19 protein-coding genes and 1 pseudogene are annotated in these 20,539 nt (G+C 61.1%); 3 read left to right on the forward strand and 17 right to left on the reverse strand.

Going from position 1 to position 20,539, the window contains the following annotated elements:
* Nucleotides 1–77: 77 nt before the first annotated feature.
* On the forward strand, nucleotides 78–554 hold the full coding sequence (locus tag FFS21_RS10975) for a DUF6130 family protein (RefSeq protein WP_137924871.1): 477 nt from the start codon (nucleotides 78–80) through the stop codon (nucleotides 552–554).
* A 40-nt stretch (nucleotides 555–594) separates the two neighbouring features.
* Complete coding sequence (locus FFS21_RS10980) at nucleotides 595–1,059, forward strand: MarR family winged helix-turn-helix transcriptional regulator (protein ID WP_137924872.1); 465 nt, start codon at nucleotides 595–597, stop codon at nucleotides 1,057–1,059.
* 59 nt (nucleotides 1,060–1,118) lie between these two features.
* Here the strand turns inward: FFS21_RS10980 and FFS21_RS10985 are convergent, their stop codons facing one another.
* The 10 genes and pseudogenes from FFS21_RS10985 to FFS21_RS11030 form a co-directional block, all read right to left on the reverse strand.
* Complete coding sequence (locus FFS21_RS10985) at nucleotides 1,119–2,360, reverse strand: MFS transporter (RefSeq protein ID WP_137924873.1); 1,242 nt, start codon at nucleotides 2,358–2,360, stop codon at nucleotides 1,119–1,121.
* Between the two features lie 123 nt (nucleotides 2,361–2,483).
* Nucleotides 2,484–3,557, reverse strand: coding sequence for an ATP-binding protein (locus tag FFS21_RS10990; protein ID WP_137924874.1), 1,074 nt, complete (start codon nucleotides 3,555–3,557; stop codon nucleotides 2,484–2,486).
* Nucleotides 3,554–4,151: pseudogene (locus tag FFS21_RS10995) on the reverse strand (response regulator); the annotation flags it as partial. The pseudogene FFS21_RS10995 and the gene FFS21_RS10990, both read right to left, overlap by 4 nt.
* Nucleotides 4,152–4,161: 10 nt before the next feature.
* Complete coding sequence (locus FFS21_RS11000; RefSeq protein WP_137924876.1) at nucleotides 4,162–4,530, reverse strand: cupin domain-containing protein; 369 nt, start codon at nucleotides 4,528–4,530, stop codon at nucleotides 4,162–4,164.
* 103 nt (nucleotides 4,531–4,633) lie between these two features.
* Nucleotides 4,634–5,266 carry a hypothetical protein gene (locus tag FFS21_RS11005; RefSeq protein WP_137924877.1) on the reverse strand — a complete coding sequence of 211 codons (633 nt, stop codon included), beginning with the start codon at nucleotides 5,264–5,266 and terminating at the stop codon, nucleotides 4,634–4,636.
* 47 nt (nucleotides 5,267–5,313) lie between these two features.
* Nucleotides 5,314–6,471, reverse strand: coding sequence for an acyl-CoA dehydrogenase family protein (locus tag FFS21_RS11010; RefSeq protein ID WP_137924878.1), 1,158 nt, complete (start codon nucleotides 6,469–6,471; stop codon nucleotides 5,314–5,316).
* Nucleotides 6,472–6,510: 39 nt separating this feature from the next.
* Entirely contained in the window at nucleotides 6,511–7,719 is a 1,209-nt protein-coding gene (locus tag FFS21_RS11015) for an acetyl-CoA C-acetyltransferase (RefSeq protein ID WP_137924879.1), read from the reverse strand.
* Nucleotides 7,720–7,728: 9 nt separating this feature from the next.
* Nucleotides 7,729–9,063 carry an acetyl-CoA hydrolase/transferase family protein gene (locus FFS21_RS11020; RefSeq protein WP_137924880.1) on the reverse strand — a complete coding sequence of 445 codons (1,335 nt, stop codon included), beginning with the start codon at nucleotides 9,061–9,063 and terminating at the stop codon, nucleotides 7,729–7,731.
* Between the two features lie 6 nt (nucleotides 9,064–9,069).
* The gene (locus FFS21_RS11025; RefSeq protein ID WP_137924881.1) at nucleotides 9,070–9,963 is read right to left on the reverse strand and encodes a MaoC/PaaZ C-terminal domain-containing protein; all 894 of its coding nucleotides are present in this window, start codon (nucleotides 9,961–9,963) and stop codon (nucleotides 9,070–9,072) included.
* A gap of 18 nt (nucleotides 9,964–9,981) precedes the next feature.
* A complete protein-coding gene (locus FFS21_RS11030) occupies nucleotides 9,982–10,896 on the reverse strand; it encodes an SDR family NAD(P)-dependent oxidoreductase (protein WP_137924926.1) in 915 nt (304 codons plus the stop codon).
* A gap of 233 nt (nucleotides 10,897–11,129) precedes the next feature.
* On the opposite strand from FFS21_RS11030, the gene FFS21_RS11035 reads away from it, so the two are divergent.
* Nucleotides 11,130–12,644 carry a class I adenylate-forming enzyme family protein gene (locus tag FFS21_RS11035; RefSeq protein WP_137924882.1) on the forward strand — a complete coding sequence of 505 codons (1,515 nt, stop codon included), beginning with the start codon at nucleotides 11,130–11,132 and terminating at the stop codon, nucleotides 12,642–12,644.
* 74 nt (nucleotides 12,645–12,718) lie between these two features.
* On the opposite strand, the gene FFS21_RS11040 is transcribed toward FFS21_RS11035, so the two are convergent.
* From FFS21_RS11040 to FFS21_RS11070, 7 genes are all read right to left on the reverse strand, one after another.
* The gene (locus FFS21_RS11040; protein ID WP_137924883.1) at nucleotides 12,719–13,621 is read right to left on the reverse strand and encodes a LysR family transcriptional regulator; all 903 of its coding nucleotides are present in this window, start codon (nucleotides 13,619–13,621) and stop codon (nucleotides 12,719–12,721) included.
* A 107-nt stretch (nucleotides 13,622–13,728) separates the two neighbouring features.
* On the reverse strand, nucleotides 13,729–14,931 hold the full coding sequence (locus FFS21_RS11045; RefSeq protein WP_249359303.1) for an NADH:flavin oxidoreductase/NADH oxidase: 1,203 nt from the start codon (nucleotides 14,929–14,931) through the stop codon (nucleotides 13,729–13,731).
* Nucleotides 14,915–15,331 carry a cupin domain-containing protein gene (locus tag FFS21_RS11050; RefSeq protein ID WP_171020379.1) on the reverse strand — a complete coding sequence of 139 codons (417 nt, stop codon included), beginning with the start codon at nucleotides 15,329–15,331 and terminating at the stop codon, nucleotides 14,915–14,917. The genes FFS21_RS11045 and FFS21_RS11050 overlap by 17 nt, the downstream gene beginning before the upstream one ends.
* 20 nt (nucleotides 15,332–15,351) lie before the next feature.
* A complete protein-coding gene (locus FFS21_RS11055) occupies nucleotides 15,352–16,542 on the reverse strand; it encodes a CaiB/BaiF CoA transferase family protein (protein WP_137924885.1) in 1,191 nt (396 codons plus the stop codon).
* An 8-nt stretch (nucleotides 16,543–16,550) separates the two neighbouring features.
* Nucleotides 16,551–17,372, reverse strand: a complete 822-nt coding sequence (locus FFS21_RS11060; protein WP_171020380.1) for an enoyl-CoA hydratase/isomerase family protein — start codon at nucleotides 17,370–17,372, stop codon at nucleotides 16,551–16,553.
* A 23-nt stretch (nucleotides 17,373–17,395) separates the two neighbouring features.
* On the reverse strand, nucleotides 17,396–18,181 hold the full coding sequence (locus tag FFS21_RS11065; RefSeq protein WP_137924886.1) for an SDR family oxidoreductase: 786 nt from the start codon (nucleotides 18,179–18,181) through the stop codon (nucleotides 17,396–17,398).
* Between the two features lie 40 nt (nucleotides 18,182–18,221).
* Nucleotides 18,222–20,165, reverse strand: coding sequence for an AMP-binding protein (locus FFS21_RS11070; RefSeq protein ID WP_137924887.1), 1,944 nt, complete (start codon nucleotides 20,163–20,165; stop codon nucleotides 18,222–18,224).
* Between the last annotated feature and the right edge of the window lie 374 nt (nucleotides 20,166–20,539).

A 20,539-nucleotide genomic window follows, 5' to 3' on the forward strand; every position in this document is an offset into this window, starting at 1 on the left:
AAAGCCAGCGCGTCTACTATGGCTTCAAGGCATCATCGGCGCCCGTTGGAGTTGTTGTCCGTTTTCAGGAGTCAGACATGAGATCCCTCGCCCCCCTATTTGCTGTCGTTGTTCTCGCGGCCGTGCCGATCCATACCATCGCGCAGACTGCTGCCGACGCGATTCGTCCGCCGGCTGTCTTGCCACTGGATGCCGAGCCAGCGCCACGGATCGTGGCGTACTCAGCGTTGCCGGAACCACTCGCAAGAGGTGTCGTGATCGTGCAGTTCCGGACCGAGAATTTTCGTGTGATCCCGGTGTTCGGCAAGGGGGCTACGCAGGTCTCGCCGCGCGTCGGCCATCTGCATGTGACCGTTGACGATGGTCCGGCCACATGGGCACACACCAGCGAGGACCCCATCATCGTGGTGGGATTGCCGCCGGGACCGCATCGGGTGCGCCTGGAACTGGCCGACCCGACACACAAGATTCTGGCCACGGAAACAGTTGCCGTGACCGTGCCCGATACACGGTCGCCGAACACTCACGCGGCACCGCCAGCACATCGGCACTGAGTACGGTACGCTGGCGGTACATCCCTGCGTCACACATGACATGACTTCCGGAAAACGTTCCCCGTCTGGCACCACAGGCGCCGATATCTTTCAGCACTGCGTGATGACGCGCGCCCGGCAAATCTCGCGCGTGCTGACCGCCACCTACGATCAGGCGTTGCGCCCATTCGGCATCAACGCCACGCAGTTCACGCTGCTGGTGCTTGTTCATGAACTGGGGCCCATCAGCCGCGCTGATCTTGGACGACGGAATCATCACGATCGATCCACACTGACACGCAACCTGCAGCCCCTGCTGACGGAAGGATGGATTGCCGAGGACGTGGCAGAGGCCGCCGATGGCCGGTCGCGTCCGCTCTCAGTGACCCGCGCCGGAAAACTGGTGCTGAAGGACGCTGGGCCGGCGTGGGCAGAAGCACAGGCGATAGCTACAACGCTGATCGGAGCGGACGGCGTCAGGGCCATCATGGGGATTGCGGGAAAACTCCCGAGGCGACATGGATAACCCAATGCAGGATTGAAGCGCGTGCTGACGGCTCGCCCGCACCTTCGCGTCGTCAGCCGTCAAGCATTGTTCGCTGCGTGGATCGGCTCGGCTGGCCGGGCGAGCGTCGTAGAGAGAAACCCGGTTAGCACGACGCAGCCCGCCAGCGTTCCCATCAATACGAAGGCCCACCGAACCCCCAGATACTCCGCCAGCGGTCCCGCAATCAGAAGTCCCACAGGTGCAGCCATTCCCATCACCATGTTGAGCAGGGACAGCACCCGGCCTTGAAGAGCATTTGGCACTCTGGTCTGCAGGAGCACGACAAAAGGACCATCGCCCGCCGCGAACGCCAGTCCGCTCACTGTCCACCAGAATACAGCCGGCCAGAACAACGTAGCGGGGGTAAGGGCCGTCAGCGCCAGCGTGAAACACGACACGGCAAACCCGAGGATTACCCATCGCACAGGATTGCGGGGAGCCAGCGCGGCAACGGCGATGCCTCCCAGCACCATGCCAGCGCCGGTCATTCCTTCCATGATGGCCACTTCGGCAATGCCGCCTGCAAAGTGCTCCTTCACGAGAAGCGGCACCATCGTGTAAGTCGGCATGACGATGAGCGTGACGCCCGCCAGCAGGAAGTACAACCATCGAAGGGTGGCATCGCGCCATACGATACGGACGCCACCCAGAAAGTCGGCAAACAACGTGGCCCGTTGAGGCGCTCTCCCCTGCGGTATCTTGAACACGAGCAGAGGCAGCACACCGAGCACCGCTGTCACGGCATCAATGGCGAGCGCCCACCCGAAAGGCATGATGCTCATCGCCAAAGCGCCTAACGGGGCGGCCGCCACAAGGATCACGCCTTGCAGTGCCTGATTGAACCCTGCGGCGCGCGGCAAGAAGCTGGCTGGCACCAGGAGCGGCGTGCTTGCAGCAAGCGCGGGCGACTGGAACGCCTGCATCGCGCTGCGAATCGCCATCATCGTGTACACGTGCCACAACTGTTCGTCGCCACTCAGGAACAGGGCGATCAGCACGAGCATGCAGGCCGCGCTGATGAGGTCGGATGCGACCATGAGCGCGCGCCGGCTGAAGCGGTCTGCAAGAATGCCACCCACTGGAGAGAGCAGCGCCTGGGGAAGCAAAGCCGCCAGGCCCGCAGTGGACAGTGCCGCCGCACTGCCCGTCGTATCGGCAATCCACCAGAGCAGGACAAACTGGCTAAGCGCAGACCCGATCAGAGAGAACGCCTGACCGGCGAAGACACTCCAGTAACGCAGCTTCCACGCTGCCTGCCCATGCGTTTGTGTAGTTGACAAGGCCAATACGTCCAATGCTTGCTTGAACGCGAGATTCTCTCTGATGGCCTTCCGGCTTCAGTGGAGACGGGATGGAGATTTCGTGGAGGCGCAAAGCGCCCCAAGGCACACGGCAACGCCACGTCATGCGCGGGACGGCAACGCTTGTGGCCAGCGCATTTCAAAAGCGCAGCCTCCGCCTGCGGGCAATTCGCAGATAACGGTTCCTGAATGCGCATGGGCGATAGCCGCCACCACCGCCAGGCCGAGGCCACTGCCGCTGCGGTGCGCTGTGCGCGCCACCCCGGCACGGCGGAAGGCAGAGAAAACATGTGCCGCCTGCTCCTGTGGAATACCTGGACCATGATCGCGAACACGAAGATGGCAAGTGCCATCCTGAACAAACGCCTCAATCTGCACGATACCCGGGCCGGCATACCGGCGCGCGTTATCCAGCAATGCCAGGAGTGCCTGACGAATCCGAAGGGGATCGCCAAGAACGGACGGCGCCGTCACTTTCACCACGGGCACCTGATCCGCAGATGCCAACTCGTTGCCGAAGAACTCCAGGACCTCGCCAATCTCCGCCTGCAAGTCCATATCCTGCACATGAAGATCGAGATGGCCACTCTCCGCCAGGCTGATCACACACAGATCCTCGATCATGCGCGAGAGTCCCTCCACATGCGTGAGCAGACCACGGAACAAGGCTTCAGTCGGTGGGAACACACCCTCGGCAAGTCCTTGCAGTCGGCCCCGCAGAACGGTGACCGGTGTCCGAAGCTCATGCGCCATTGCGGCGCTCCAGAATGTCTGCTCTTCGGTAACCCGCTGCAGCCTGGCCGCCAACGCATTGAAATCGTCGGCCAGCGAAGCCGCCTCTCCGAGAGACCGATCACCCGCAACGGCTCTCGCGGCAAGATCGCCACGGGAGACCCTTCGCATGCTGTCGGCCACGGAGTTCAATGGGACCAGGATCTTGCGCGCCAGCTTCCTTGCCACCGCCATGGCAACCACCGCGCCGAACAGGAACGTTGCACCCAGCCAGACCCATTCCGGACCACTGGGCAGGACAGCCGTCTCATCCACCCGCTCGGGCCAATACGTCATCATGACGTAGTAGAAGATGTAAGACGTGGACACGACGACGAATGTCATCCCCAGCGAGACCGCTGTCATCCACAGAGATATCTTCCGACCCAATCCGACGAGCTTCACTCAGAGCTCCAGCAACCGGTAACCGACGCCGCGCACGCCCGTGGGAACGCCACTCACGCCACACTCTTCCAATTTTTTCCGCAGCTTGCTGACATGGCTGTCAACCGTTCGCTCCAGCGCATCGCCTTCGGGCAAGCATGTGGAAAGCAGTTCTGCCCGACTGAACACCCGTTTCGGATACCTGGCAAGCTGCGCAAGGATCCTGTACTCGGTGAGCGTGAGACTCAGTACATGCCGCGCGTTGCCCGATTGGACAACGGCTTCATGCTGATCGAGATCGATCTCGAACGGCGGAACGCGCAGCACCCGGCTCGTCTCCGTCTCGGACGCCGTCCTGGCTCGACGCAACACAGCCTGCACCCGGGCGACCACCTCGGCCGGATTGAATGGCTTGACCACGTAGTCATCCGCACCGATGCGCAGACCCATGAGCTTGTCGATATCCTGGTCGAGCGCAGTGAGCATGATCACCGGCGTACTGCCCCGATGGCGTAGCTCGGAGAGGACCTGCCATCCGTCTGCCAACGGCATCTGTACATCGAGGAGCACCAGATCCGGCTTCAGGGACAGGTGGAGATCCAGTGCGCGTCGGCCGTGGAAGAATTCAGTCTCTAAGCAAAGTTGCTTGACTGTCCATCCAGTCAAGCCGGGGTGGATGAAACAGGTCGTACTCCAGCGTATCCTCCAACACTTCCGCGCGATGCGGAACATCAGGGGGAATAATGATGATCTCGCCTGCGGCCACGCGCGTGCCGGCAATATCGCCCTCTCCACACCAGAAGTGCATGGCACCCGCAACGACAAACGTAAACTGCTCGTTTGGGTGGGAATGCATGGGAACGAGGTCCCCTTTTCTCAAACGAACCTGCCCGACCATCATGGTCTCGGATGCAATGTATCGGCGCTCTATCCCGCCTAGAATGATTTCGGCAGGTCGGTCGCTCCAGCGGTAATGCTTCGCAGTCTGGGTCAAAAGTCGACTCCCTGTATCGGTAACTTGATGGTCTGCCGGCAGCGGATCTCACCGCCTAGTGTAGATGACCACTCGCGGTGACGATCGAGGCCTGAGAGGAACACTATATGTGGACGACATGCATCGACGGATAAGCCAATCCTTCCTGCCGCCGTCGCAGCCGGCCGCTGGGGACTGCCGCCAGGCTGCGCGCCGCATCGATTGTCACGCCGAATCGATCATAGAAGACCGCTTCCACGTCACTCGCAGGGGGCCAGCCCACGCGGCGCAGCAGCTTCCATAGTGGTTCGCCTCCTTGAAGGAGGCCGAACAGCAGGCACATTAATCGTTGATTGCGACAGATTTCCGTGAGGGCGGCCCCTTCGGAGAACAGTGTTCTCCGAATCCTCAACTCTGGAAGGCCAGTCAACGCCGAGAAAGTCGCCGCCGACCAGGTCTTCGCCGGTTCAAAGAACACATGGCGGGCGAGCCGCTCTCCAAGTGGTCCGCGCTCAACGAGGTGAACAGGCGTTGACATGTCGAGCGTACTTTGGGCCGCGCGACACGCCCTGCCCTCCAGATGGAGATCGACCGACTGGAATGCCGGCACGATGAACCCCGCGCCCGCGTGCAGGCGGCGTTCGAAGCCGCGGTATGTCACCAGAAGCCCGCCCTCCAAGCAAGTGATTGCCATGGGGGCAACCGGAAGCAGCCGCCGCAGCACCATGTGAGATTGAGCACTCAGATGAATCAGCATGACTGACCTCTCCCTCCCCGGGCAACACAAGCCAAACTGACCCGGAACTAGTTGTTCTGCGCGTCGCGGACCATGTTCCTTGCGATGATGACCTGTTGAATTTGCGTCGTCCCTTCATAGAGGCGAAAGAGTCTGACGTCACGATAGAAGCGCTCGATGCCAAACTCCGTCATGTATCCCGAGCCCCCAAGGATCTGAACCGCGCGATCGGTCACACGGCCTACCATTTCGGTTGCGAACATCTTGCAGCAGGATGCCTCGGTGGATACGTTCAGCCCGTCATCGCGCCGGCGAGCCGCATCCAGAACCATGCATTCGGCCGCATAGAGTTCCGCCTGACTGTCCGCGAGCATGGCCTGAATCAACTGAAACTCGCAGATGGCTTGGCCAAACTGCTTGCGTTCCATGGCGTACTGCAGTGCATCGCGCAGGACACGTTTTGCGACCCCAACGCTCACTGCGGCGATATGCAAGCGCCCCTTGTCCAGGACCTTCATCGCCGTCTTGAATCCCTGCCCCTCTTTCAGCCCAATCAGGTTGCCCACCGGCACGCGGACGTTCTCGAAGATGACATCGCAGGTGTGAGCCCCTTTCTGGCCCATCTTCACATCGCGCTTACCGAAACTGATGCCTGGACTCTTGGCGTCGACAATAAACGCCGAAACGCCGGCCGACCCCTTGATAGAAGTGTCGGTGCGTGCCATCAAGGTGAACATGCCTGCCTGCGGAGCGTTTGTGATAAACCGCTTGGTGCCGTTGACCACATACTCGTCGCCATCCCGGAGGGCGGTTGTTCGTAACGACCCGGCATCGGAGCCGGCCTCAGGCTCAGTGAGCGCGAAGGATGCCAGGATCTCTCCCGTGGCCAGACGCGGCAGCCATGCCGCCTGCTGCTCGGGCGTCCCGTCCATGAGAATGCCCTGAGAACCGATTCCGACCGTCGTGCCAAGTAGCGACCGAAAAGCGGGTGACGTTTGACAGAGTTCCATTACCACGCGGACTTCCTCCTCCATCGTCAGTTCCAATCCTCCGAATCGCTGCGGAATCGTCATGCCGAAGAGACCCATGTCACGCATGTCTTGCGCGATGTCCGGAGGAATTTCGTCGGTCTCGGCCACAACCGCTTCGGCCGGCACCAACCGGTCCCTGACAAACCGCCGTACGCTATCGAGGAATGCCTCAAGAATTTCGTTATCGCGAATCATTTTTCTGTCCTGAATTCGAATTGCCTAGCTGTCGATTGCCTATGCGCGCTCGAAGACGGCAGCAAGTCCTTGCCCACCGCCGATGCACATGGTTTCGAGTCCGAACCGTCCTTTGCGGCGGGAGAGCTCGTGCAGCATGGTGGCGAGCATCCGCACACCGGTGGCGCCGATGGGATGTCCTAACGAGATCCCAGAACCATTGACATTGAGCTTCTGCTCGATGGCATCGCTATCCGACCACTCCCACCCCTTCAGAACGGCAAGCACCTGGCAGGCGAAGGCCTCGTTCAACTCAACCAGATCCATATCGTCCAACGTGAGCCCAAGCCGCGACAGAAGCTTCTTCACCGCGGGAACCGGCCCAATACCCATATGGGAGGGCTCGCATCCTGCCGCTGCCCATCCGACCAAGGTTCCCATGGGCGTCAATCCAAGCTCCGCCAGTTTGTCCTCGGCAACCACCAGGCATGCGGCCGACGCGTCGTTCTGCTGGCTGGCATTGCCAGCGGTCACAGTGCCATTCGGCAGTAGTGTCCGCAGCCTTCCCAGACTTTCGACGGTCGCGTCGTTCCGGATACCTTCGTCTCGCGCAAAGAGCACCGGGTCACTCTTGCGCTGTGCGATCGCGACGGGAATCACTTCGTCGGCGAATCTACCTGCTTCCCAGGCCGCGGCGGCTTTCTGATGGCTGCGCGCCGCAAACGCGTCCGCCTGCTCGCGCGTGACGCCAAAATCTCGCGCCAGATTCTCCGCCGTTTCGATCATCCCCGAGATCCTGCCAAAGCGCGCTTCGGGCTGCGAGCGCTCACGCCCACGGTCAAGTCGATCGTGCAAGCGTACGCTGCCCGAGCGCGCGCCCCAACGCATGTCGGTCGAGTAGTACTCAATGTTGCTCATACTCTCAACGCCACCCGCGAGTACAACGTCGGCCGCACCGCTCTGTACCATCATCGCGGCCGTCACGACGGCCTGCAGACCGCCACCACAGCGTCGGTCGAGCTGCATACCGGGGATCTCCACCGGGAGGCCAGCCTGTAGTGCCGCCCAGCGACCCACACAAGGGACCTCGCTATTTGCATAGGATTGCGCAAAGACGACGTCGTCGATGCGCATGGGATCTACCCCGCTGCGCTCAATCACAGCCTTAACGGTCGTTGCCGCCAAGTCTTCAACCGCTACAGATCGCAGCGTTCCACCAAAGGTCCCAACCGGCGTCCTCACCGGAGAAACTATCGCAGCTCGTCGCATGGTGCCTCCTTACTCTTTTGATGTAATCTGAGATTCACTGTGGGTGGCGCGCGTGGATGGCGCGACGAACACGGCGCCGCCTTGGCGCAGTACCGCATGGGCTTCACGTTCAAGGGCGTCGCGGTGCTCGGGCGCGGCGATATCGATCATGCGCGAGACGCGCCGCGAAAGAGGCTGTCCACGCAGGTCCGCCACACCAAACTCCGTCACCACCAATCCCGCATCGGCACGTGAAGTGCTGACCGGACCTGACAGGTTGGCCACAATGCGACTCTCCGTCTTCGCTCGCGCAGGCAACGCGATGATCGGTACGCCCCCCTGGCTGCGCGCCGCCCCGCGCAGGAAATCGGCAGCGCCGCCGACGGCTCCTACGTATAGCCCTCCAGCTACCTCGGCATTGATCTGCCCTGTGAGGTCCACTTCAATGGCGGAGTTGATGGCAGTGAATCTTCGGAGGCAACTCAGAACTTCCGGGTGGTGGGTATAGTCGGTCTCGCGCAACTGCAACGCAGGATTTCGGTGGGCCCACCGCCGCAGGCGCTCGCTGCCCATCAAGATGCCGCCGATGCCAATGCCTTCGTCCATGCCCTTACGCGCATTGGTCAGTATCCCTGCCTCGGCCAGTGTCACCACGCCGTCGACCACCGCTCCACTGTGCAGTCCAAGATCGCGATGTTCCGTCAAGGCGGCGAGCACCGCATCAGGCAAATTGCCGATGCCTACCTGGAGCGTCGCGCCATCTTCAACGCGTGCCGCAATCAAGCGTGCAATCGTGCGCTCAATCTCGCCTGGTGCACCTTTTCCGACGTCTGGTATGCCATTCTCTGCTTCCACCAGAAGATCGATCTGATGCGCCTCGAGATACGGGCCGCCATAGGTCCACGGCACGTCGGCGTTCACTTCGGCAACAATTACGCGGGCGCGCTCCAAGACTGCCGGCATGTACTCGCGCACTTGGCCCAGGCTGTAGCGGCCGGCGTTGTCGGGAAACGAGACTTGAATCAGTGCGACGTCGGCCGCGAGCGTGCCGGTCCGGATGAGATCCGGAAGATGGGAATAGTGGCACGGCAAGATGTCCAGCACACCGGCTTCGGCCAGCGCCCGGTGCGACCCGCTGGCGGCGTAGCCAAAGAAATCGAATACGTCAGCCATCTGAGGCTGCAAGGTGGGGGCATTCCCAATGCCAACGAACACGCGCAAACGTCCGTCCCTGGCAAGTAAGTGACGATGTTGCGCAAATGTGCGAGTAAGCGTCAGGGGCTCCGCTGTCGCTTGACCCCACCACACTGCATCGCCAGGGCGGATCAAAGCCTCCAGCCGGTCTACCAACGTAATGGCTTCCATAGCGACTCAGACGAGCTCCGCCCAGCCATGGCTCAGCACTATCTTGTCCCGCTCCAGCACGCGCGCGCGCAGGCGGAACTCGAGTGGCTCGCTTTCATCCTTCCAGATTTCGGTAACCAGCGTCTCGCCGGGAAACACGGGCGCTGCGAACCGAACGTCCAGTCCCCGCAAGCGAGATCCGTCGAAATCAGCGCAATGGCGCAGCAGCGCGGCGGCGACCATCCCGTAAGTCGCTAGTCCATGAAGGATCGGACGTCCGAACCCCGCGGCGGTGGCGACCACCGGGTCCGCATGCAACGGATTGGGATCGCCCATGAGACGGTAGAGCAGCGCCGCTTCTGGCCGAATGGCCTGGACGTCGACGATGTCCGGCTCCCTGTCCTCCGGAACGGAAGAAAGCGCTGGCAGTGGCGGGTCACTCGGCTGACCCGCGCCAACCGTGCTAAATCCGCCGTCGCCCCGCAGGAACGAAACCTGCTGCAATGTCGCCAGCAGTTCGCCATCGATCGACTCCAACCGGCGCTCGGTGACCATAATCGCGCCCTTTCCTTCTCCCTTGTCCGTCAAATGCGTGACGCGGTTGTGCCCCACCACAGTGGCCTCCGACGGCAGCGGTCGGTGCACGCGCATGCGCTGCTCGCCATGCACCAGACGCAGCCAGTCGATGCCAACATCCGGATCTCGCGCCCAAAATCCCGGATAGCCGAGTACCACCGCCTGCGTCGGGAGGGTGCAAAGACCACGTGAAGTCCCTTCAAAAACGTAGGGCAGGAGCGATACATCCAGCGGATCGTTGCCCAGACCAAGACTCAGCGCGTACAACATGGTGTCGCGACCGGTGTAATACGAGCGGATGGTCTGCAACTGCCGCTCTTTGATTTTGGAATAGCTAATGGTCATATGCGTCTCCGGACAGCCTTAAACGGGGTCCCAGCTAAACACATCGGCAGAGCGATCCAGCGGGACGAAGGACGCTTTCAACGCCGGCATTCCATGCTCAATGATGTCCTCCACAGTCCAACCTTCACCGCGATGAACGGAGCGGAGTGGACGCGGCTGACTCATCAAGAAAAGTTCGTTGTTGCGTACCGTAAAGACCTGCCCGTTCACGTCGCGGGCGGCATCGGAAAGCAAATACACCGCCAAGGGCGCGATCTTGTTGGGGGTCATTTTCTGGATCTTGGCGACGCGAGCCTGCTGCTCCGCCGTGTCGGTCGGGATCGAGCCGACCATGCGACTCCAGGCGAACGGCGCGAGACAGTTGGAACGCACATTGAACTTCAGCATATCCAGAGCGATGCTCTTGGACAACGCAACCAATGCCATCTTCGATGCGCTGTAGTTGGCCTGCCCCAGATTGCCGACGAGTCCGGAGGTCGATGTCATATGCACGATTGCGCCGCGCTCCTGCTCTTTGAAATGAGTCGCGGCAGCGCGGCTCACGAAATAGCTTCCATACAAGTGTACCTTGATCACGGCGTCCCACTCGTCCACGCTCATCTTGTGGAAGAAGCGATCTCGCAAAATCCCGGCGTTGTTGACGACGCCATCAATCTGCCCATAAGTGTCCATGGCACGTTCGACAATCCGCCCGGCGCTGGCGGCGTCCGAAACGCTATCGGTGCTGGCGACAGCCTCGCCACCAGCATCGCGGATCTCCTGCACCACTTTCGCGGCTGGCCCTGCGTCTATTCCTTCGCCGGTTGTCGACGTACCAATGTCATTGACAACCACACGCGCACCCTGAGCTGCTGCGGCAATGGCAATGTCTCGACCGATGCCACCACCCGCGCCCGTTACGACAACGACTTTGTCTTGCATCCACTGCGCCATATCGAGTCCCCATATCTGTTGCCTTAGCCGGGCATCAGAATGGCGCGATTCGCTGCGCTTCGCCATCTGCGAATGCTGATGGTGACCTATGGAGTTTTCGAACGCGGTTGCACCTCTTGCCGCGATGAAGCATCGCTCTCGCAATGAATGATTCCGTCGTGGCCTAACCCCAGCCACCATGGGTGACAGATCACGCACCACGATGTCAGACGCAACCCATTCAGGCGACCAACATGAAACCGGCCTCCCCGTTTCTACGACTTGATGACATCCCACGGCATTGGGCCTGCGTAGCGCCCGATCATCCCGCGATCTACCAGGACGGTCGCGTGGTCACCTATGCGGAACTGTGGGATTGCGTGGTGGCTGCGCGCGACTTCCTTCACACAAAAGGGGTCTCGACAGAGGATCGCGTCCTGATAGTCGCCGAAAACTCACTGGCATTGATTGCTTTGCTGTTTGGCTCGCAATTGCTAACGGCATGGCCGGTCATCGCAAACGCCCGCCTTGCCCAATCCGAGATCGCCGAAATCAGGGAACACTGCCAGCCGAGCCTGACGCTGTTCACGCACGCCGCATCTCCCGACGCGCTGCGTCATGGTGTGAGTCACCGCGCTGTCGAAGTGACCCCGCCGGGCCTACCAACCTTCATGGTCAGTACTGCAACCGTAGCCCGCGATCGTTATGCGAGTGAACGGAACCCGGACGTGGCCATGTTGGCTTACACCTCGGGAACAACCGGCAAACCGAAGGGTGTCATGCTGACCCATCACGGCCTGCTTCACTTTGCACGGATGACTCAGCAAGCCAGACGAATGACGGCCAAAGACATTGTCTATGGTCTGACACCCATGTCCCACATCTTTGGCATCGGGACGGTCCTCCTCGCCACATTCCATGCCGGGGCCACGTTGTATCTGACGGCTCGATACCAGGCGGAAGACTTGACGGCAGCCCTGGCGGCTGGCGGCATATCCATCCTCCAAGGTATGCCTACCCTGTTCAGTCGCATTCTTTCCCAGCAGCAACGGGTCGGCAAGGCAAAGCTGTGCGCACCTCGCCTGCGCTATCTCTATACGGGAGGTGGTCCATTGGAACCCTGCCTGAAACGGGCGGTGGAAGCGATGTTCGGCCAAACTTTGCATCATGGCTACGGGACGACCGAATACGCCGGCTCGGCGATCACCACGCGAATAGACCACCCCCGTGCCGACACGTCGGCAGGTCACATCATAGCCGGGGCGGAAGTGCGCCTTGTCGCTCGGGACGGATCGGCACCGCCGCCCGACAAACCCGGGGAATTGTGGGTGCGGGGCCCAGGTGTCATGCGCGGTTACTTCCGCGATCCCGAGCTCACCACCGCAACCGTGACGGCCGATGGATGGTTGAAAACCGGTGACCTCGCTCGCATGGGAGCCGACAACGCCTTGCATATCATGGGGCGCGTCGAGGACGTCGTAGTCCGCGCCGGCGTCCATATCCAGCCTGCAGAGATCGAAGCGGTTCTAAACGCTCATCCAGCAGTTAGGCTATCCGCCGTCGTGGAGGCCATCCCGCAAGAACTGGTAGCGTTCATCGAGATGCATGACGGTGTGCCCTTCGATCCGGTTTCTCTGCATCACTACGTCCAGGAATCTCTCCCATCGTACAAGCGCCCTTCGCTGTTCATTCGCTCGATGCTCCTTCCGGTTACCGCAAGCGGCAAGCTCTTGAAGCGTCATTTGCGCGACGCGCTGAGACAGTCATAGCGATGTACGGGTTGTCAACACAGCAGGACGTACGCACCGGGCTCGGTGCGTGACTCAACGATTTTCGTGATCGCTCAGTCTTGGCGCCCTTCGCCATCGGCACTCAGGACGTCTACCAGACGGCGTGCAAAAACTGGCAGTGCGACGCGGTTGGCCACGCATATCTGCAGGCGGCGCTCCGCCCACGCATCATGGAGTGGCACGATACGGATGCCCATTGCCTTCTCATGACGCATTGCTGTGCTTTTTGGCAGAATCCCAACGCCAACGTTGGCCTCGATCATCCGGCACGCTGCCTCAAAGTTGCTCACCTGCACACGCCAGCGCAGATCATGATGCATGTCCGTGGCCGCGCGCTTCAAAAACCCATGGATCGCGGCGGCTTCCGACAGTCCCACATGGTCGAAGCCAAGTGTGTCAGCAAACATCACGCCATCTCGCGCGGCAAGGGGGTGACTGAGCGCGACGACCAGGACAAGTCGATCCCGTCGATAGGGGATGACCTCAATATCTGCGGCATGGACGTCCCCGGCGACGATGCCAATGTCCGCCACGCCCTCCTTCACCGAACGTACGATGTCTCCGCTCAATCGCTCCTGCATGTCGATGGTGATCTCCGGATGACTGACCAGGTAACTGCGCAGCACTGCCGGCAGGTACTCGCTCATTGCCGTCGTATTGGCGAACAGCCGTATATGGCCTCTTAGCCCGGAAGAGAATTCCTGTAGTTCACCACTCAACTGCTCCAGTTCTCGAATGACACGGCGAGCGTAGGCCACCAACGTTTCGCCCGCGCTTGTCATCGTCACACCCTGATTACTCCGACTCAGGAGCGTAACGCCAATGTAGTCCTCCAGGTTTCTGATACGGGCACTTGCTGCGGCCAAGGAAATATGTGAGTGCTCGGCGCCTCGGGTAAGGCTGCGAGCTTCCACAACGTTCGAGAAGAGCTTGAGATCGACCAAGTCGAAGCGCATGATTCACCTCCCACTACTTGGCCGCGCGGAAGCGGCCATCATCGTTGGAGCCGCCTGCGCCCCAAGTTATGAGGCAGTACAGGCGGCCTCCGCTCACATGAACGTCCTCAGGCAAGCGAGGTGTGTCTGACCGCGTCCACGCGAGGAACGCCCGCCAGCGTGATCTGGGGGGCTGCGATTGGATCAAAGTCGAACGTGCCCAGATGGGCCCAGGCGGAGTTGTACTGAACCGGCATGCGCGCCGATTCGGCCCGCCCGAGTTGCAGTGCCGCCCGCATCGGCCAGTAAGGATCCCTCAAGAGCTCCCTTGCCAGCATGACCAAATCTGCCTTGTCCCCCGCCACGATCGCGTCTGCCTGCTCGGCATTGTCGATCCACCCCACTGCCGCCACGGCAACTTTTGCGCCGGCACGAATGGCTTCCGCACCAGGGACCTGATAACTCGGTCCAACAGGGATCTTCGGGCGCGGCACCCCTCCCCCGGAACTCACGTCAATCAGATCCACGCCGTCCTCCTTGAGCCATGCTGCCAGCGTCACGGATTCATCCAGGGTCCAGCCACCTTCGCTCCAGTCGGTATATGACAGCCGGAACGCCAGCACATGCTCCGCCGGAATCACCGCACGGATCGCTCGTGCAATGTCGCGGGTCAGCCGGCAGCGCGCCTCCAGCGAACCACCAAATTCGTCATCACGATGATTGGACGCCGCCGACTGGAACGAATGCAACAGGTAGCCATGCGCCGCGTGAACCTCGATCCAGGTGTAGCCAGCCTCAACCGCTCGCTGCGCCGCAGTGACAAACGCATCGCGGGTCGCTGCGATCGCACTCGCATCCAGAGCTTGAGGCACAGTGAATCCCGCGTCGAACGGAACCGGACTCGCTCCCTCAGGGATCCATCCGCCTTCGGCTTCTGCAAGGGGACGACCTTGCGTCTGTCCCGGATCGGATTCCCACGGTGGCACGCGTGACGCCTTCCGCCCGGCATGGGCAAGCTGAATGCCGGGCACTGCGCCCTGGGACACAATGAACGACACCAGTTCGCGATGCCCTTCGACGTGGGCATCGCTCCAAATGCCAAGGTCGGATGGCGTGATGCGGCCCTCCGGAACCACCGCGGTGGCCTCAGTCATCACCAGCCCTGCGCCCCCGACCGCGCGCGAGCCGAGATGGACCAGATGCCACGGATTCACGAATCCGTCGACAGCGCTGTACTGGCACATTGGCGACACGCCAATTCGGTTGCGCAGTGTGACGCCGCGAACCACAAAGGCATCAAATATGCTTGCCATATCAATTTCCTTGTTCATGGCTTGACCGCGACTCGGCCAAGAAATATTGCACCTCGAACAGAACACATCCGCCACGGGAGACGAAAGGTCCATGCGGCGTACCGGGAGGCCTCAACGAGTAACGCAAAGGTGTGTGGCGATCATGCGATGCGCCGATTTCCTGCCGGGCATCCTTGTTCGACAGGTCTCCGGATATCACTAGAACCTCCTCCCAATATGGATGAACCAAGCTGGCACTCGTTTCCACGCCGGCAGCGAAGCGCACGAGGCGCGTGCGGGCTCCGCGACGATTTACCTCGTCAAGATCGTCCCGAAGCAGAACTGTCTCCAGGCCCGGAAAGCCCGCCAACGGTCGCCATTGAGTGGCATCGCCCAACTCGATCATCTCGATCGCGGTACAGTAGTTTTTGTCTTTCATGCGAACGTATGTATTCATGGTCAGATCACGCCACTCGAACGCAGGCGCGCAATGTCGCTTCGCGCATAGCCGGCTTCCTCAAGGACTTCCTGGGTATGTTCCCCGCTGCGTGGCGGTCGGGTGTGAATAGTGGCCGGCGTGCGGGAAAGGAGCAGCGGCGCACCGACCAGCGGCGCGGCGCGTTGCAGACCGGGGTAATCAGTCCAATGCAGCGCGCGCGAGGCCTTCACAGTCTCGTCAGCCAATGTTTCATTGGGCGAGTACACGGGTCCCGCTGGAATCTTTGCCTGCTCCAACAAAGACAACACTTCATTGCGGCCGCGTGAGGCACACCACTGTGCCATGATCGCGCTCAGCTCCGCGCCGTTCTCCCCCCGCCGGATATCGTCAGAGAAGCGCTCCTCGTCCAAGAGATCAGGCCTACCTACCAGCCCCGCCCAGCGCTTGAACAACGCGGGACCAATCACCTGGACGATGACCCAGCCGTCCTGCGTGCGGAAGAGGTCGGAGGGCCCGGCGACCGGACTGCGGTTGCCAGTAGGCTGACGATCCAGACCAAGCGTGGCCGCCTCAATCAGCGCCCCGCTCGACAGATTCAGGGCGGTATGCAGGAGTGAACCCTCGACGAGTTGTCCACGACCGCTGGCTCTACGTTCGTAAAGCGCCATGACGGTACCCAGCGCGCACGAAAGCGCCGTCGAAAAGTCCACGACCGGCACCATGGCCTTGGCCGGTTGATCTGGCAGCCCTCCGAGATGGACGGCCCCGCTCATCGCCTGGGCGACCCCGTCAAAGCCCACGCGGTGGGCAACCTCTTCATGCGAGCCAAACGCGCTCGAAGCGGTCAGGATAATGTCCGGTTTGATCGCGCTGAGCGAAGGATAGTCCAGCCCGAGCGATGCCAGCGTACGCGGCGGCATATTGGCGACGACGACATCGGCGGTCTTGACGAGGGCGCGTACAACCTCACGTCCCTCCGCGCGATCGATATCCAGGGTAATCGACCGTTTGTTCCGATTGACCTGCAGAAAGAAGGCCCCCTCCCCTTCTTCCGATACCGGCATGACAAAGCGGTCCTCACTACCGCCCACGCGGTCGATACGGATGACATCGGCGCCGAAATCGGCCAACAATGCCGCGCAATACGGACCGGCAATGTAGCGCCCGAAGTCGAGCACGCGAATTCCACTTAACACGCTCGAGTGTGCCATCACTCACCTCACGAGATTTTGCGACCGAAATCCGGCGTACGGCGTTCCCGGAATGACGCCAGCCCTTCCCGTACATCGGCACCGCCAAACCCCAGCATCTCAAGCGCGAGCGAGGTGTCGAAGATAGGGCCGGCCTGACGGAGCCAGTTGTTGAGCGCGTACTTCGTCCATTGCATGGCGGATGGCGCGCCTGCGGCAAGCCGCATCGCCAAGGACATCGCCTTGTCCTGCAGCGCATCGTCCTCCACGGCCAGCGCAACCAGTCCGTGACGCTCGGCTTCTTCCCCGGACATCGGCTCGCACAACATCAGGTGGTACTTCGCCTTTGCCATACCGCACAATAGCGGCCAAAGAATCGCCGCATGGTCGCCGGCCGCCACACCCAATCGGGTATGCCCGTCAACGATCCGCGCACTTCTGGCCGCCACAGGAATATCCGCCAGGAGCGCGGCAACCAGTCCGGCGCCCACTGCCGCGCCCTGAATCGCAGACACAATGGGCTTCGAACAATTGATGATGTTGTAGACGAGATCCCGTGCCTCTCGCCAGACCCGGACCCGCGCTTCGTGGGAATCGATCATCTCTTCGACTAGGCCGAAATCTCCGCCCGCCGAGAAGCTTTTTCCGGCTGCGCAAAGGAGGACGGCCCGCACCGAATCATCTCCATCGATATCGCGCCAAATACGCGCGATCTCGTCGTGCCCCTTAGCGTCTAGTGTGTTGAGTTGCTCGGGCCGATTGAGCATGATTCTCAGGACGCCATCCGCTGGGCGATCGATGTCCACTGTGGTGTACTGCTCGTAACGTTGGTCGGCTTCGATTTGGTTCATTTCGGTGTCTGGTGACTGCATGGTCAAGCGATGGAGCGACGGGAACTGATTCCACCGTCGACGGTAACGATGGTGCCCGAGGTGTAGGCAGACCTATCTGATGCCAAATACACGAACAGATCGGCCACCTCGGCCACGGTTGCTGCACGGCCAAGTGGATAGCCCGCCATCAGCTCTGCATAGCGCTCGGCATCACCTAGCGTGCTCGCTGCGCGCTTCCTGAGAACATTGGTGATGCGTGTCGTCTCGACCGGCCCCGGATTGACACCCAGGACACGGACCCCATCGCAGGCCAGGCTGGGGCCGCCGAGCGCGCGGGTAAAGGCCATCAATGCCGCATTACCCACTGAACCGGCGATGTAGTTGAAATCGAAATTCTCGCCACCGTTGCCGATGTTGTTGAGAATGACACCGCTGCCACGCGCCTTCATCCTGGGATAAACCTGGCGGGTCAGATTGATGTACCCGAACACTTTCAGTTCCCAGCCTGCTCGCCAGGCCGCCTCGTCAACGTCCCAAAGGCTCCCGCCCGGTATGCTTCCGGCGTTGTTCACCAACACATCAACGTCGCCCGCGAACTCCGCGACACGTTCGATCGCACCGACTTGCGTCAGATCAACCGGGAGCACTTCCACGGCGACTCCCTGCACAGCACGCAATTCCTCGGACAATGCGGCGAGCTTCTCCGTCGAACGCGCGACGAGCCTCAGATCGCAACCTTCGCTGCCAAACGCCCTCGCGAGTCCAGCTCCAATGCCTTGCGACGCGCCAGTGATCAGAACGGTGCGCCCCTTCAGACCAAGTTCCATGATCGTCTCCACAATGGCGGCGTTAGCGCCGCTCGTGTATTCAACGCGCTGCCGCGACGGCTTCAATCTCGGTCAACGCACTCGGGTTGTCGAGAGCCGAAAGGTCACCCGTCGGCTGGCCTGTATATACGCTGCGGATCACGCGCCGCATGATCTTCGAACTACGGGTCTTGGGTAGCTGCCGGACAACATGCACCTGTGCGGGCCGGAATGGACGACCAAGACGGGCGTCGACATGGACGCCGATCTCCTTCGTCAGCGCCACTTCGTCCACCGTTGTCCCAGGCAAGAGCACCACAAACGCGACCAGCTTCTGCCCCTTGGCCGGGTCGTCGACGCCGATGGCCGCTGCTTCGGAAATGGTAGGAAGCTCCAACAGGATCTCCTCAATTTCCGCTGGACCCAGACGCTTGCCTGCGAGCTTGATGGTGTCGTCGGATCGCCCTAGCAGGAAGAAGGTTCCGTCCTCGCGCCGCATGGCGAGATCCCCATGCACCCATATCCCAGGAATGGAACTCCAGTACGACTCGATATAGCGCGAATCATCCTCCCAGAATCCGTGCGTCATTCCGACAAACGGTGCGCGAATGGCGAGTTCTCCGATGACACCCGTGACGCCGTTACCGACAAGATCGACGACATCGGCCCAAACACCAGGAGAAATGGTGTTGAATCCGGATGGCGCGATGGGCTTCACGATCACGCTTGACAGCAACGCGCCGGATACTTCCGTGCCACCGGTGTAATTGATGACGGGTGCGCGAGCTTGTCCGAAGGTTTGTCCGAACCAACCGAAATGCTCCGGATCGATGCCCTCACCCGCCGTGATCAGCAATCGTATGGATGAGGTGTCGCCTCGGGTGGCCGCTTCCGCATTGGAGGCCATGCCGCGGATCAGCGTGGGTGCCGAACCAAAATGCGTGACGCGATGCCGTTCGACGAGCCGCGACATTCTCGACCAGTCGGGGTAGTCCGGAGCGCCGTCATAGCAAACCAGCGTCGCTCCGCGCAACAAGGCGCTGGCCATCACCAGGGAACCCGCAATCCATCCCATGTCCGCGGGCCAGCAGAAGACGTCGCCTTCGCTGACGTCGAAATGCACTGCTGCATCGTGCGCAATCTTGAGCGGGAAGCCGCCATGCGTGTGAACTGCGCCCTTTGGCTTGCCCGTCGTGCCCGAGGTGTAGATCACCATGAAGGGATCATCCGGCGCCATCAACTCGGCATCGGTCCGCGGATCCGCATGGGATACCTCGGCCCAGTCGAGATTGACGCTGGCACAACTGGGCATGTCGCTTTGATGCTTCCAGATGACGGTTTTTACCGACGGCAGACGTTCTAGGGCTTGCTCGACTAGTTTGGCCGTCCCGATTCGCTTACCGCGACGCTGGAATCCCGTCGAAGCGATGAGGGCCGTTGCTCCACACGCCGACAGACGCGACACGATGGCATCAACACCAAAACCGCTAAACAGCGGCACCACGATTGCACCAATCCAGGCCAGCGCAAGCAGTGTGGTCGTGGCTTCGATGCCGTTTTCCATGAGCAAGCCCACACGGTCGCCACGCTTGACGCCGCAGCTATTCAAGCCGCCGGAAAAGCTCCGGACACGGTCAGCCAGTTCGGCGTATGTTGTGCGCTCCGTCGCTCCATCTTCACGCTCGGCAATCACGGCGACACGCGTCGCACCTTGCGCAGAGTCAGCCCAGCGCGTAACCGAATTCACCCAGTTCAGTTCGCCGCCGACGAACCATTTCGGGAACGGCTTCCCGGCCTGCGTATCGATAAAGGCCTCGTAATCTTTACCCCACACGATGCCGCAATAGCGCAGGACGGTTCGCCAGTAGCGGTCCGGCTGCTCGATGGACAATTCGAGCAACGCGTCATAACTGTCGACGCCCAACTGTCGCATGAGGGTCGTCACGTTGGCCGACTCAATAACTTGTGGAGTCGGAATCCAAGTGCCTCGTTGAGTATCACTCATGGTGATTCCAGATAGATCTTGCCTCAAGAACCAGCAGACTCGTGGCGTCGAAAACACCCCGTTTGGCCCGCTGTGCATGAGCTTTGCCGCTGCGCAAACGCGCGGTGCGAAAGCTTCTGCAACTGATCGTGATCGCCAGCCCATTCTTCGTCAACGCACGCGCAGTGATTGTTCCGTACTCTGGAATTTCACCTCAGCTCGAACGCTACGGGTTGCGCACCACGTCAACCAGCGTTTCCAGAGTACGGAATCTTCAGCCCATCCGCATTGACGATCGCCCTGCGCGCGTCGCATCGTGAGTAAGCGGGCGAAGCAACGTTATGTCAGCCGCAAGTACACCGCCACAGAAGCGGACCACCTTCCCTGATCTGGAG

The organism is Cupriavidus sp. 2SB, from assembly GCF_005503625.1.
Classification (GTDB): Bacteria; Pseudomonadota; Gammaproteobacteria; order Burkholderiales; family Burkholderiaceae; genus Cupriavidus.

What these genes read in the sequence shown, in the direction of transcription:
- FFS21_RS11045 (WP_249359303.1), bottom strand. Translation starts at nt 14,931, where the DNA reads ATGAACAAGGAAATTGATATGGCAAGCATATTTGATGCCTTTGTGGTT.
- FFS21_RS11060 (WP_171020380.1), bottom strand. Translation starts at nt 17,372, where the DNA reads ATGAACCAAATCGAAGCCGACCAACGTTACGAGCAGTACACCACAGTG.
- FFS21_RS11010 (WP_137924878.1), bottom strand. Translation starts at nt 6,471, where the DNA reads ATGATTCGCGATAACGAAATTCTTGAGGCATTCCTCGATAGCGTACGG.
- FFS21_RS11020 (WP_137924880.1), bottom strand. Translation starts at nt 9,063, where the DNA reads ATGGAAGCCATTACGTTGGTAGACCGGCTGGAGGCTTTGATCCGCCCT.
- FFS21_RS11055 (WP_137924885.1), bottom strand. Translation starts at nt 16,542, where the DNA reads ATGGCACACTCGAGCGTGTTAAGTGGAATTCGCGTGCTCGACTTCGGG.
- FFS21_RS11005 (WP_137924877.1), bottom strand. Translation starts at nt 5,266, where the DNA reads ATGCTGATTCATCTGAGTGCTCAATCTCACATGGTGCTGCGGCGGCTG.
- FFS21_RS11040 (WP_137924883.1), bottom strand. Translation starts at nt 13,621, where the DNA reads ATGCGCTTCGACTTGGTCGATCTCAAGCTCTTCTCGAACGTTGTGGAA.
- FFS21_RS11015 (WP_137924879.1), bottom strand. Translation starts at nt 7,719, where the DNA reads ATGCGACGAGCTGCGATAGTTTCTCCGGTGAGGACGCCGGTTGGGACC.
- FFS21_RS11070 (WP_137924887.1), bottom strand. Translation starts at nt 20,165, where the DNA reads ATGAGTGATACTCAACGAGGCACTTGGATTCCGACTCCACAAGTTATT.
- FFS21_RS11030 (WP_137924926.1), bottom strand. Translation starts at nt 10,896, where the DNA reads ATGGCGCAGTGGATGCAAGACAAAGTCGTTGTCGTAACGGGCGCGGGT.
- FFS21_RS11025 (WP_137924881.1), bottom strand. Translation starts at nt 9,963, where the DNA reads ATGACCATTAGCTATTCCAAAATCAAAGAGCGGCAGTTGCAGACCATC.
- FFS21_RS11035 (WP_137924882.1), top strand. Translation starts at nt 11,130, where the DNA reads ATGAAACCGGCCTCCCCGTTTCTACGACTTGATGACATCCCACGGCAT.
- FFS21_RS10980 (WP_137924872.1), top strand. Translation starts at nt 595, where the DNA reads ATGACTTCCGGAAAACGTTCCCCGTCTGGCACCACAGGCGCCGATATC.
- FFS21_RS11065 (WP_137924886.1), bottom strand. Translation starts at nt 18,181, where the DNA reads ATGGAACTTGGTCTGAAGGGGCGCACCGTTCTGATCACTGGCGCGTCG.
- FFS21_RS10975 (WP_137924871.1), top strand. Translation starts at nt 78, where the DNA reads ATGAGATCCCTCGCCCCCCTATTTGCTGTCGTTGTTCTCGCGGCCGTG.
- FFS21_RS11050 (WP_171020379.1), bottom strand. Translation starts at nt 15,331, where the DNA reads ATGAAAGACAAAAACTACTGTACCGCGATCGAGATGATCGAGTTGGGC.